A 13,308-nucleotide genomic window follows, 5' to 3' on the forward strand; every position below is an offset into this window, starting at 1 on the left:
CACTGGATTTGGTTACCAGGCCATTTTTGTTCCTTTCATTCCGCCGCGCTTAATGCCAAAATCCATTCCCAGCTGGGCCCTTGAAGCAAAAAACAAAAACACATGGGAAAGCTTGGTAAAGGGAATGGCCACCAGCAGAACCTCTCCGCACAAGATATGCATATTCAGCCAAAATCCGTAATCGCCCACCTGATACCTGGCCAAAAGGCCAGTGGCAAAAGGGGCCATGGAAAGACCCAGAATCATGATATCCTTCCAGGTGGTTAAAATTCTGACTTCCGGCAGCACCAGCCGTCTGATCAAAAGAAGCGATCCTGCAGCCAGGGCGGTCCAGGAGAGGACGTCTCCGGCAGCGGCACTGAGGGTAAACAATGAAATCCCCAGTTTTTCTTCCACAAAAAAGACATGGCCCATGAGAAAGAGGGGAACAAAAACAGCGCCCAGATGAAATCCGAAAAAGGCCAGGGTGATAAAGGGCTGAGTCTGCCAGCCCCTTGTGCCAAAGGGAATCAGCCATTTATAAATGGATCGGACCGCCCCTTTAAGGCCTGCCTTGGGATGGGCCCGGTAGGCCACCCGGTCCAGCTGCCAGCTCAATCCCTTAAAATAAAGAACAAACCGGACCAGCATGCCGGTCAGGCAGATGCCAAGGGCAATCCAGAAAAAGGTGCCGGTTAATAAATCATGCATGAAAATTTCCTTTCATCTTAAGATGTCTAATCATCTTCCCTGTCTGTTAAAAAATGCCAGTATAAAGGCATGAAGATCAAGATACCGCCCATGATCAAATAGGTTATGCCCTTGGTGAAGGTATAAAAATCTTGCAGGGTAAAAATGTCCAAAATATCCTCCTGAGGCTTGTCTGGTTTATATCCCCCCCTATCCAACCGGCGAGGGGGTCTCATGTTTTGCTGCGGGCGGCCGGAAGTGGCGGCCCGGTTTCTGCCCTTTAGGGTATGGCCCTTAGTGGGCCTTATAGTCCGGGTGCTCATGGAGAATGGGCATCCGGGTGCAGATGAACCGGTAGATAACAACACCCAGGGTCACAATGAAAATTGAGGTGGCAATTTCCATGAGACTGGGAAAATAGCGCTGATCTGCCGGCAAATGGTAATTAAAGGCAATAATTGAAATGTTAAACCGGTTCAGGACAATGCCCAGCACCGTCCACAGGGCTGCGGCCCTGGCAAATGTCAAATTTTTCTCCCGGTGGGCTGCCCCAAAGAGCAGTGCCGGAAATACCACAAACCCAACCAGTTCCACCAGGTACCAAATGCCCCAACCCGTGGCCAGATAATGCCAATGATTGTCCATGGCCAGGCCAATGATTTTGATGCTCACATATCCCATCATGACAAAGGAGGCGGCCTTTGAGAATCCAAGGGTCACACCCCGGCTTTCATCCAGATGGGTTGAATCCATTTTATGGTGGAGAAATCGGTGGGCCAGACTGCCTTCAAAGATCACCATGGACATGCCGGCAAACATGGAGGAGATAAAAAAGTAGACCGGCAGATAAGACGAATACCACAGGGGGTGGAGTTTTGAGGGAGCAATCATAAAAAGAGCGCCCAAAGAACTCTGGTGAAGGATGGACAAAATCACCCCAAAGATGGTCAGTACAAGGGTCAGCCGGACAATGAGGTTTCTTGCCCGTTTAAACCCCAGCCATTCCAGAGCCGCAGGGCTGTACTCAATAAAAAGAACGCTCAGATATAAAAAGACGCACAAGCCCACTTCAAAGAGCAGAGAAGAGGTGCCCTGGGAATAAAAAACCGGGTAGGGCAGACGCCAGGGACGGCCCACATCATAGTGAAGGGCCAGGACCACCAGGGCATATCCTAAAAACGCCGTGAGAATGGCAGGCCGTACGGCGGAGTGGAATCGCTTGAGCCCGAAAATATAACAGGTGGCCGAAGTCACATAGCCGCCGGCAGCCAGGGCCACCCCGCAGAGCAGGTCAAACCCGATCCAGATGCCCCAGGGATTGTTATTGTCCAGGTTGGTCACGGTTTCAAGGCCCATGGTAAACCTTAAAATGGTCAGGACAAGTCCTATTGCTAAAATAATTCCGGTGATCACATTAAAGGGGGAAAGCCAAGGGGTTTGGGGCACCTGCTTTTCCAAGAGTTTATCTTTGATTTGATCCACGATCTGTTTCATTATTCCTCCTGTTGGCCTGTGCCCGGTGAAGGGGGTGTCTGAGTTCCTGAAATATTTTTTTCAACACGGTCGGCCGGGGGGTCTTCTGGGGCAGCCTCTTTTTTTGCAGCCTCTTCCAGGGCTTTTTTCACCTCGAAATTGATGGCAGCCGTCTTTTCCTGGGTCATTTTCTCCCTTTGGGTTTCAAGGGCGGCGGTAAGCTCTTCCCGGGCTTTTTGCCGGGCATCTTTTAGGACCGCTTGTTTTTCCTCCCGGGCAATCTTTTCCTTGCGTTTTGAAATGGCATAGACCCCGGTGAGCAGAACCGGCCAGAGCCCGACCACCACAGGAACCGCAGACAACGGGCCTGAGGTCAGTTCCGGGGCCGATTTAGTGCCCAAATCCTCTCTCATGCCCAAAGATTCAAAGGGGACCCCTGCCAGGTAGAGCCAGGAGGTACCTCCCATTTCATGTTCACCGTAGATATGGTCCAGATACAGGTGGGGCCGGTCCATGATCCGCTGCCTTGCAATTTTGATCAAACGGTCTCGTTTGCCAAAAATCAAAGCCTCTCTGGGACAGGCGTCCACACATCCGGGAAGTTTTCCCTGGGCCAGCCTGGGGGCGCAGAGGGTGCATTTGGTCACCTTGGGGGTCAAAGGATTGTCATACTCATAGGCCGGCACTTCAAAGGGACAGGCCACCATGCAGTACCGGCAGCCCACGCAGAGGGACTCATCATAGACCACGGCCCCCTGGGGTGTCTTGGTAAAGGCCTTGACAAAACAGGCCGAGGCACAGGCAGGTTCCAGGCAGTGGTTGCACTGTTTTTTGGCAAACACCGGGGCAGTGGCCCCTGTGTTTTCAGGTTCAAACCGGTTGACCACGGTATAGATATCCGCATGGGTCCGCCTTTTTTGATCGAGCAGGGAAAGATCATCAAAGGGTTGCTCGGGCTTTGGAAGATCATTGACCCGGTTGCATGCCTGTTCACATTTACGGCATCCAATGCACAAGGTGGTATCGTGGAGCACCCCGGAACTGTCCGGATGCCCCTCAAATGTTTTGCCTGCGGCATGGGAGCCTGTCAAAGGGGCTGCTGCACCCACGGCAGCGCCAAGCGTGCCCAAAAACTGTCTGCGAGAAATAGCCATAATAAACCCTTTTTTTGAATCCAATGGATATTTTATTTTTTTAATTCATGACATTTGACACAATCGGTGGCCGGAACCTGGGTCACCTTCATCTCCTGGTGGCAGGTGATGCACTGGCCGTGAAAAGCCCCTTTTAAACCGGGCTTGCCTGATATTTTATCAGATCCCGGGCCGTTCTTATCATGGCAGGATCCGCATTTGGGCGGTTCAAGGGAGGCAGGACTGTTGTGGTGGCAGCCCATGCATAGGCCTGAGGGGTCCCGGTGAAAGGCCCTGGCCAGAGCACTTTTTTCTGTTTTTTCCATCAGGGCACGGACCACCTTGCCATGGGGGAACTGGCTGGGTTCATACTCCTGGGATAAATCTTCTATCACCACGGTTTCAGGAATTTTTTCAGCCAAATCCCGGGGTGTTTTTTGAGAACGAAGCGCCACGGCTTCAGCAGCGGCCAAGGCAAGGTCCTGACCCTTTTGATAATCCTCAGGAGCCAGGGTGTGGCAAACCTTGCACGAGGCAGGATCCTTTTGAACGGTATCCGGCATCCGGGCATGGCAGCCGGCGCATTCCACGGCCGTTGTCTCCTGCTGATGGCAGCCGATGCAGGATTGCTCGGCCCGGGGAGAATGCATGGCATCTGCAAGGCTTATAAATCCGCCGTTTTCCTCCCCCCCGCCCGGGGTGTGGCAGTCACTGCATTTTTTCAAGCTTTCATGGTGACAGGATTTACAGGTCAGGGTCTGATCTTCATGGAACTTGTGGTCAAATGCCACGGCCGGCATAAGGGGGGCGGGATCCTTGATCTCTTTTTCCCAGGGCGTGAGCAGCACCTGGTCGGGCTGGCCTCTTTTAAGCCGGGGAATGTCCATATTTTTTTTGGACCGGGCCAATGCCATTGCCTCCTGTTCCCGGCTGTCATGGCATCCGCCACAGGAAATCGGCCCGGCAGCTCCGTTTTGGGTTTTTATCTCCTGGTGGCAGGCCACGCAGGACTGGTGAGAGGCCTGGCGGATATTTTTGACCCGGCCTTTGTTCTCCAAAATTTTTTCTTCGGCACCATGGCAATAGGCACAGGATTCTTCTTCATCTTTTGTATAGACCAGCTCTTTTTGGTCAGAATTGTACCGGTGATGGCAGGCAGAGCAATTCTCCTTGTCTTCTGCGCCCTTCCCCTTGATCTTGGCTGAATCCACATGGACATAATGAAGGGATTTATCAAATCTTAAATTTGTTCTGGATGAAACCATGGAAGGATTGCGTTGATGACAAGCGCCGCATTGCTCAGCCATGGGGCCGGACGGAATGTTCGCAGCTTTTTTTTCAACATGGCAGGCAATGCACTTGTCATGGTAGCTCTCCATGGATGGCTGCTGATCAGCGGGGATGAATGAAAAATCAAACGCCTCTTTTTTCTGATCGTGGCAGGACAGGCATTGCTGGTCAAGGGCCAGACTGTGCAAATCGTGGAGAAAGGTAACCTCGGCCATTTCATTCTTGCCAAAATCCGGTCCAAGATCAATCGTGATCATATCCGGTTTTTTTTCTTCCCTGTCTTTGATACTGGCCTGTCCGGAAAAGGAAAACAAAAGGAAAAAAGCCGTTATCACTAAAATGATCAGATGAAATGGTCTGAGTTTAAGCATGGTTAAATCCCCTGATTATGTTTAAATATCGGGTGGTTTGTGTATCCAACCAAATCGGTAGGATTAATTCCTACCATTTTCATATGATTAAGTCAACAAAAAAATAGCCCCTATGATTTCTGGTTTTTCGTAATGATTTTTTTAACAGTTTCACCGGTGAATTGTCATTTTCCCATGAAAATATGACAAGGCCGGCATATCTCCCAGCTCCAATGGGATAGTACTGTCCGGTGTTGTTTTTTTGCTGAACAGGATAATCTCGGCAGCATCTGTGCTGTTTTGTCCTAACAGCCCCCTTCTAACAACCCAAATCAACCGCCTAATTTTATATTTGCCTGAATATGGGGATGTTCCGTGCTTTCCTGGCCACCAAACAAGGTACCATATTGCGGCGCCAAGCAAACGGCAAAAAAGGTGTAATACTCCGCAGTGATGAGAAAACCAAGACAACGAAGAAGATGGTGCTGTATGATGGATCAGGGACAATTGCCAATCCCTTGATTCTATGATAAACACAATGTTGAACTATTGAGTTCCCAAAGGGTTTGCGCGCCCGTAGCTCAGCTGGATAGAGCACTGGACTTCGAATCCATAGGCCGGGGGTTCGAATCCCTCCGGGCGTGCCATTAATATCACGGTTTTTCAACTCTTTCTGAAGACCTTTTTTATTTTAGGGATACAATAGAGGTAATTACTATTTTCAATGACAAATCAAAATACATTGCCTTCAAGGTTTATGATAAAATCATAATTTGTAACTCTGGCAATCAACCCAGCTTTATTTTTTTCAGTCCTGCCTTTTTCTAAATCGACAACGGTCTGCTCTAATACCATGATATGCGCAATGGCATTACAGATCTGCCTTGCGCATATCATGGTGTGGATGTATTGGCTTGTTTATGGGCAATAACAAATTAAATGAATTGTTGTAATTTAATGAATTTTATTCATTACTTTTCCTGTGGAAAAATGCTCTAAATCTAAAAGGATTTTAACTTAGGCAATCTAATGAGGGGGCGGTAAGCATGAGTGGAATGATCAAAAAGACAACTTTTGTTTCTGTGGTGGTAATGGCGCTTGTAGGGAATGCATGGGGTGGCTGGTTTTCGTTTGAGCCGAATATCCATATCTTGGACGGGACATCTGTGGATAGGGAATTAGAGGACATTCAAAAGGAAACTGTGTACAAAAAAAATGGAAATACGGCTCAGGTAGATCAGTTGATGCGAGATGCCAAGGTTCTTATCATTGATAGTCAAAAGTATGAAACCCGGGTTGAATATGTCAAACATAAGGAAGAGGACCAAAGCGTCTTCGTTCTGGTAAAAGATGAAAGTGGGACCCAAATGTGGGCAAATATGCTTGGTCTTGCTTGCCAGGGAACTAATGGGAATGTTCAGAATTCTGTGTCACGGTTTCGGTTCTCGGATCTGCCTCAGCGCCAGCGGAAGTAAAAGTCAGGTCCGAGAATGGGCCTTCAATCAGCCACGTCGGAGGAGTTGACTTTTGCTGGAGTGGAGTTCCTGGAACCATCTTTTCCATCTGTAAATAAATCCCTATCAAATTCCCAGCTCTTTATCCAGCCGGCCTTCAAAGAAAATTGCCAACTGGGAAATTGTCAGTGACCAATTTTGAATCGGCATTGTCCATTTTTTACTGGCGTTCTGGATCCCCATGTAAAGCAGCTTTAACAGGCTGTCCTGGTTCGGGAATGATCCCTTTGTTTTGGTCAGTTTTCGAAACTGTCGATGCACAGCCTCAATGGTATTTGTGGTGTATATTATCCGTCGAATCTCTTCTGGATATTTAAAGAAATGACTGAGGCGTTCCCAGTTGTTCCGCCAGGATTTTATCACAATCGGGTATTTGTCATTCCATTTATTTTCCAAGATATCCAGTTCTTCTTCGGCCAGATCCTTATTGACCGCTTTATAAACACGTTTTAGATCTGCCATAAATTTCTTTTTATTTTTGGAACCAACGTATTTCAATGAATTTCGGATCTGGTGGACTACGCAGAGTTGAACTTCTGTGTCCGGGAATATGGTCTCAATGGCCTCGGGAAAACCTTTTAGACCATCAACACAGGCAATCAGGATATCTTTTACCCCTCGGTTTGAAAGGTCTGTTAACACCTGCAGCCAGAAGTTCGCACCCTCATTCTCGGATATGTACAGCCCAAGAACCTCTTTGCGGCCCTCGATATTCACCCCAAGAATTGTGTAAACGGCCTTGCTGCCGACCTTTCCGTTTTCTCGTACTTTATAATGTATGGCATCAAGCCATACGATTGGGTACACATTTTCCAACGGCCTGGCCTGCCATTCTTTGACGGTATGGATGATTTTATCGGTAATGGTGCTCAGAGTGGCATTTGAAATCTCAAGTCCATAGATTTCCTGTAAATGGGAAGCCATATCATTATAACTCATGCCCAGGCCGTAAAGGGCTATTATCTTTCTTTCAATTTCATCGCTGAGCGTTGTCTGATGTTTTTTGACGATCTGTGGAGAGAAGGTTCCGGCCCTGTCACGCGGGGTTTTTAGCTCAAATTTATCATCCAGGGATTTAATGGTCTTTTTGCTTTTTCCATTACGGCGGTTGGCAGAAACTTCCTGCCCGAGATGGGACTCCAACTCTCCTTCAAGAGCAGCTTCAGCAAGATTTTTGATTAATGATGTAAGGACGCCGCCCTTACCTGTGAAGGGTTTACCTTCCTGGATGCCTTTAAGGGCTTTTTGAAAATCAAATTCGGTGTTTTCTTCGGTCATGTCAGTTCTCCTTATTTAGCTGAGTATATCAGCTTTCATTCAACTGACACAGAATTTTGAACGCCCTCGAAAAAACAGAAAAAATCGCTTTGTCCATTGAAGCCATCCGGTCGGCTTCCGGAAAAATTGAATCGGTGATCAAGCGGGTGATGAATTTTGCCAAGCCCGGAGAACCTAAGTTTGACGTGGGCCATATCAATGATCCGGTCAAAGAAGCCGTGAAGCTGACCCGGTTCACCCTGAACAAAAAAGGGATACAGATAGAGGATGACCTGGCCAAAAATTTGCCCCAATGCATTGCCGAACCCCATCTCATTGAGGAGGTGATTCTGAATTTAATCAACAACGCTGCAGACGCCATCCTTGAGCATGGAAACAAGGGGCGTATCCTGATTTCCTCCCATCCGGAGAATGATAAAATCATTATCCGGGTGGAAGATGACGGGCCGGGGGTGTCATGGAATGTCCGGTTAAAGGTGTTTGATCCTTTTTTTACAACCAAAAGTCATAGTACCGGCATCGGTCTCAGTCTTTGTCACCGAATCATAACGGACCATCAGGGGAAACTGGATATCGGGGTTTCAAAATTGGGCGGGGCCTGTTTCATGGTGGAACTGCCTTTTTCCCGGGAAACTATGGTATAGTCCCAAAACCAAGGGGGCTGTGCCAACCCATAACATCAGGCCGTGAAAGGCTCATAAAAAATCGGAGGGACCCTAATGAATTATACCCTTTTTATCAGTAGTGTCCGGTTAGGTTGTTGCATATAAAAAGCATCTAAAATCATTGAAAAAACAGTCTGTTTTGTGTTGACAAATGTGCGTAAAAATTTTTGTGCGCCTTGAAAATTTAACTCAAGGAGCTCAAATGACGCACATCTCAGTCCCTAAAAAACAACTACGGTCCCTGAACTTTGACAATTTCAGGTGCTCTCTGATAAAGTCACTTTCAAAAGCACCGGAATTACAATCTCGAGGAGACCGCCCTTTAAAAATGACATTCGAAGACCAGATAAATGCTTTGGTTTATTTCCATCTTCAGGAGCACAAGTCTGCCCGACATTTAATTCAGGATCTCAAGGAGAATGTTTTTGCTAAAGAAAATATTGCGCCAGACGGTGGTATCAGCCGTAGTAGTTTCTGTGAAGCCATCAATCACAGGGGACTCGAACAACTGCAATTTATCTTTGAGGATCTTTATAAACAGGCTCTTGAGTGTCATCCGGGTGAACACGCCGAGTTAGGAGAGTTGGTTTCCATTGACGGTAGTCTCATAAATGCAGTCCTTTCAATGCACTGGGCGAACTACAGAAAAGGAAGTAAAAAAGCCAAAGTACATTGCGGATTTGACATTAATCACGGAATCCCAAACAAAATCTTTTTGACTGAAGGCAACGGCGCTGAACGCACTTTTGTTCCCAAAATACTTTCCAAGGGGCAAACAGGTGTTATGGATCGTGGATATCAATCCCATAAAGAATTTGACCTGCTTCAGGAGCAAGGCAAACATTTTGTCTGCCGTATAAAAACCAGGACAACAAGAACAATTATTGATAACCACGAGACCCCTTCCGACAGCTACATTTTTTATGATGCACTGGTTAAACTTGGTACTCCGAATCAAAACCAGACGAAAAGGCCTGTTCGGGTTGTTGGCTATAAAATTGCTGGCGTCAAATACTATGTGGCAACTGACAGGCATGATTTAACAGCGGAACAAATAGCAACAATTTATAAACTCCGGTGGACCATTGAGGATTTTTTCAAATGGTGGAAAGAACATCTGAAGGTATATCATCTCATTGCCCGCAGTGAATACGGCCTTATGGTTCAGATTCTTGGCGGCCTTATCACTTACCTGTTACTGACAATCCATTGCCAAAAACAGTTTAATGAAAAGGTCACGATCAAAAGAGTTCGGCAGCTGCGAACCGCCATTCTAAATGACCTGTTTGGCTGCGAGGAGCAGGGCTCTCATAGTTCAAACAGGGACAATATTGTCAAAGATCAAAAAATTATTGAGCAAGCAAAAACCTAACCGGACATCACTGAAATTTAATACAAGTTATTTCATTTAAACAAAATATTTCATCCCCCGTCTTTAAGTAGAGGGCCTGCTTTAAAAAAAATTGATAATTTTATTAAATTTTATTTTTTTATTTTAACATTTTTCATAGGTTCGTTCCTGTCTCTTTTTTTACCCGCCTTGCCTGAAAAGGCATAACTGTCTGAAATTAAAAGATAAAAAATTGACAATCACCCTCCGGAGACTTTCAAGGTATCTGAAAAGGAAAAATTGACATGGGAAACAGATTACAGCCCCTTACAAAAGAACAGATCAATATTATCCACAATGCGGCCATGCGTATCCTCAAAGAGACCGGCGTGGCATTCAAACTGGCCGAAGCCATTGACACCTTTAAAGCCCACGGGTTCAAGGTTGACGGTGACACGGTTTATTTTGAAGAATCCCAGGTGCTCAAGGCATTGGAGACCGTGCCGTCGGAATTTACCATCATGGCACGGAATCCTGAAAAAAATGTCCGCCTGGGTGGAGATCACTTTGCCTTTGGACCTGCCTGGACCGCCCCCTTTGTCATTGATCCAGACGGTACCCGGCGCAACGCCTGTTTTGCAGACCAGGAAAATATGTGCCGTCTGGTCCAGACCTCGGCGCATGTGGATTTTGCCGCAGGCGCCATGGCGGTTCCGGCGGAATTTGCCCCCAAAGAAGCTGCCACCCGCATGCTTCATGCCGCCATAACCATGACTGACAAGCCTTTAATTTCCAACCCCTGCGCCAGGGAAAACGGTCGGGAAATCGCTGACATGACCCAAATTGTCTGGGGAAAAAAGGCCTCGGAACTTGACCACCCTGTTTCCATTGTATCGGTGAATCCCCTCTCCCCCCTCTCCTATGCAGACGATACCCTGGAAGGGCTCATTGAATTTGCCCGTAACGGCCAGGCCCTGCTCATCTCCTCCATGGTATTGGCAGGCATCACCGGGCCCATTGAGATTGCCGGCAGTACGGCCCAGGAAATGGCTGAAAGCCTGGCCGGCATAACCCTGGCCCAGCTCATTAAACCGGGCGTTCCCTGTGTCTGCGGCGGCACCTCCTGTGCCTCGGACATGCGAACCGGAGGGGTCAGCTTGGGCGGCCCAGAATCCCTGCAGCTCACCGCCATAGCCACCCAGATGGCCGAGCACTACGGCCTGCCCTGCCGTTACGGGGGCAACCTCACCGACGCCTATTCCATCAATGCCCAGGCCGGAATCGAATCGGCCCTGCTCATGGCGGCCCCTGTCATCTCCGGCGCCCATTTTATTCACCAGGCCTGCGGTATCCTCGGGGCCTATGCTGCGGTCAGCCTGGAAAAATTTGTTATTGACGAAGAGGTTTGCGGCATGATCAAGCGGGCCGTAGCCCCCCTTGAGATCACCGATGCCAGCATCAACACCGATTTGATCAAACGAGTGGGCGCCTCAGGCTCCTACATGATGCAGCCTGAAACCGCCGCAAAATGCAGGACCGCCTTTTTTCCGGCCAACCTGACACGCAAAAGCACCTATGACGACTGGATCGCCAAAAACAACGGCGACATGGTTGCCCGGGCAACTGAATATGTAAACAAGAGGATTGAGTCCTACAAGACACCTGAAATTGATCCGGGTGTTGAACAAGGACTTAATGCCTATGTTGAAAAAAAGTATAACAATTAACCAAAAAGGGAAACTTAACAAATGGCAACACAAACAAGTAGTCAAACAGGTATGATGGAAAAATTTCTAGGAAAAACAGACCACCAGCTGTTCTGGACCACCCTGATCGTCTTTGGTATCGTTGTGGGCTTAGGCATTGCAACACCGGATAAACTTGCAACAACGCTCAAGTCCATGCAGTCGTTCATTACCACCAATTTCACCTGGTACTATATGCTGTTCACTGCTGCCTGTTTAGTCTTTTCCTTTTGGATGGCTGTGGGCCCCTATGCACAGATGAAACTGGGCAAGGATGATGACGAGCCTGAATTTTCAACCGTGTCCTGGCTGGCCATGCTTTTTTCAGCCGGCATCGGCCTGGGATTTATCTTCTGGGGCATTGCAGAACCCCTTTACCATTATATGCAGACCCCTTACGGGGCTGAGCCGGGGACAGCAGATGCCGTGCCTGTGGCCCTGCAGATAGCCTATCTCCACTGGGGGTTTCATCCCTGGTCCCTCTATGCTGTCGGCGGTCTGGGCATTGCCTATTTCTCCTTTAGACACGATCAGCCCATGACCATTGCCACCTCCCTTTACGGTCTGCTGGAAGATAAAACCGAAACCAGCATCTGGAGTAAAATCACCAACCTGGTCACTGCCTTTGCCACCATCGCAGGCATCAGTACGGCACTGGGCCTGGGCATCCTGTCCATCAAATTCGGCGTCACCCACATAACCGGGCTGGAAATGACCCCGGGCATTACCGTTTTTGTGCTGGTCCTTTTCATGATCGCCTATATCGCCTCTTCGGTTTCCGGACTGAAACAGGGATTGAAATACATGAGTTTGATTAACCTGTGGCTGGCGTTGGCTGTTATCGTGTTCATCTTTCTTGCCGGTCCCACCCTGCAGCTGTTGAACCTGTTTCCCGATTCCGTGGGGCACTACCTGTCCAACTTTGTCACCATGACCTTTTGGACCGATTCCATGAACCAGGCCTTTGAAGGCAAATGGCTGGGGTGGTGGACTGTTTTCTATTGGGCATTCTGGATTGCCTGGGTCCCCTTTGTGGGCGGTTTTATTGCTCGTATCTCCAAGGGTAGAACAGTCAGAGAATTCATCCTCTGGGTAGTATTGATCCCTTCTGTGGTCATGTTTGTCTGCTTTGATATTTTCGGCGGTGCTGCCATCCTTGCGGAAAGAGCGGGGACTGTAGAACTGTGGAAAGCCATTCAGGCCGACATGGGATCCGGTATCTTTACCCTGCTGTCCGCCTATCCATTTGGCTTTATCGCCTCCATCGTAATTTTTATCAGTCTGATCATCTTTTTGATCACCTCTGCTGACTCGGCCTCTTTTCTGGTGGCCATGCTCATGTCCAAAGGAGACCTGGAACCCAAGGCCGGCATGAAAATCGTCTGGGGATTTGTCCTGGGTACCCTGGCCATTATTCTCCTGCAGACAGACGGACTCAAAGCACTTCAGACGGCATCCATTGTCTGTGCCCTGCCGTTTATAGCAGAGCAAACAATTACTTGAACAAGGATTTATACAACTTATATTTTCCCCATGAGATATTCATCAGATTTACGCAAACGCGTTATAGATTTTGTAGAAAATGGAGGAAGCAAGACGGAAGCTGCCAGTCAGTTTAATGTATCCCGTGGAAGTGTTCACAACTGGACGTCTGCCGAAGATGGTTTATCATACAAGAAACCCGGTCCAAAAGGACCACGAAGTTTGGATCTGGAAGCTTTGCGCCTCCATGTGGAGACAAATGATGACATGACACAATCGGAAAGGGCGCAGCATTTCGGAGTATCCCGTGCCTGTATCTGGTATAATATGAAACAACTCGGAATCACTCGAAAAAAAAGATGACGGGATACAGGGAGGG

The 13,308-nt window shown here is 48.1% G+C and carries 10 protein-coding genes, 1 tRNA gene and 1 pseudogene; 7 read left to right on the plus strand and 5 right to left on the minus strand.

What is annotated here, in order from left to right; translation table 11 throughout:
• Positions 1-12: 12 nt before the first annotated feature.
• The 4 genes from HUN05_24070 to HUN05_24085 form a co-directional block, all read right to left on the minus strand.
• Positions 13-690: a hypothetical protein gene (locus HUN05_24070; protein WDP87832.1), complete on the minus strand. Its 678-nt coding sequence runs from the start codon at positions 688-690 to the stop codon at positions 13-15.
• Between the two features lie 273 nt (positions 691-963).
• On the minus strand, positions 964-2,163 hold the full coding sequence (nrfD, locus tag HUN05_24075) for a polysulfide reductase NrfD (protein ID WDP87833.1): 1,200 nt from the start codon (positions 2,161-2,163) through the stop codon (positions 964-966).
• Complete coding sequence (locus tag HUN05_24080; protein WDP87834.1) at positions 2,163-3,296, minus strand: 4Fe-4S dicluster domain-containing protein; 1,134 nt, start codon at positions 3,294-3,296, stop codon at positions 2,163-2,165. The genes nrfD and HUN05_24080 overlap by 1 nt, the downstream gene beginning before the upstream one ends.
• Positions 3,297-3,328: 32 nt before the next feature.
• Positions 3,329-4,936: a hypothetical protein gene (locus HUN05_24085; protein ID WDP87835.1), complete on the minus strand. Its 1,608-nt coding sequence runs from the start codon at positions 4,934-4,936 to the stop codon at positions 3,329-3,331.
• A gap of 549 nt (positions 4,937-5,485) precedes the next feature.
• Between HUN05_24085 and HUN05_24090 the strand changes: the two genes are divergently transcribed.
• Positions 5,486-5,562: transfer RNA gene (locus tag HUN05_24090), tRNA-Arg, on the plus strand.
• Between the two features lie 399 nt (positions 5,563-5,961).
• A complete protein-coding gene (locus HUN05_24095; protein WDP87836.1) occupies positions 5,962-6,390 on the plus strand; it encodes a hypothetical protein in 429 nt (142 codons plus the stop codon).
• A gap of 105 nt (positions 6,391-6,495) precedes the next feature.
• On the opposite strand, the gene HUN05_24100 is transcribed toward HUN05_24095, so the two are convergent.
• Positions 6,496-7,707 (minus strand): IS256 family transposase, encoded by a 1,212-nt coding sequence (locus HUN05_24100; GenBank protein WDP87837.1) that lies wholly within the window; start codon positions 7,705-7,707, stop codon positions 6,496-6,498.
• Positions 7,708-7,775: 68 nt separating this feature from the next.
• Between HUN05_24100 and HUN05_24105 the strand changes: the two are divergent.
• From HUN05_24105 to HUN05_24125, 5 genes and pseudogenes are all read left to right on the plus strand, one after another.
• Positions 7,776-8,351, plus strand: a pseudogene (locus HUN05_24105) (signal transduction histidine-protein kinase AtoS).
• A gap of 223 nt (positions 8,352-8,574) precedes the next feature.
• The gene (locus HUN05_24110; GenBank protein ID WDP88212.1) at positions 8,575-9,744 is read left to right on the plus strand and encodes an IS4 family transposase; all 1,170 of its coding nucleotides are present in this window, start codon (positions 8,575-8,577) and stop codon (positions 9,742-9,744) included.
• Between the two features lie 263 nt (positions 9,745-10,007).
• The gene (locus HUN05_24115; protein ID WDP87838.1) at positions 10,008-11,429 is read left to right on the plus strand and encodes a trimethylamine methyltransferase family protein; all 1,422 of its coding nucleotides are present in this window, start codon (positions 10,008-10,010) and stop codon (positions 11,427-11,429) included.
• A 21-nt stretch (positions 11,430-11,450) separates the two neighbouring features.
• Positions 11,451-12,950 (plus strand): BCCT family transporter, encoded by a 1,500-nt coding sequence (locus tag HUN05_24120; protein WDP87839.1) that lies wholly within the window; start codon positions 11,451-11,453, stop codon positions 12,948-12,950.
• A 30-nt stretch (positions 12,951-12,980) separates the two neighbouring features.
• Positions 12,981-13,292: a hypothetical protein gene (locus HUN05_24125; GenBank protein ID WDP87840.1), complete on the plus strand. Its 312-nt coding sequence runs from the start codon at positions 12,981-12,983 to the stop codon at positions 13,290-13,292.
• Positions 13,293-13,308: the final 16 nt, after the last annotated feature.

The sequence above is a fragment of the Desulfobacter sp. genome (assembly GCA_028768545.1).
GTDB lineage: Bacteria > Desulfobacterota > Desulfobacteria > Desulfobacterales > Desulfobacteraceae > Desulfobacter.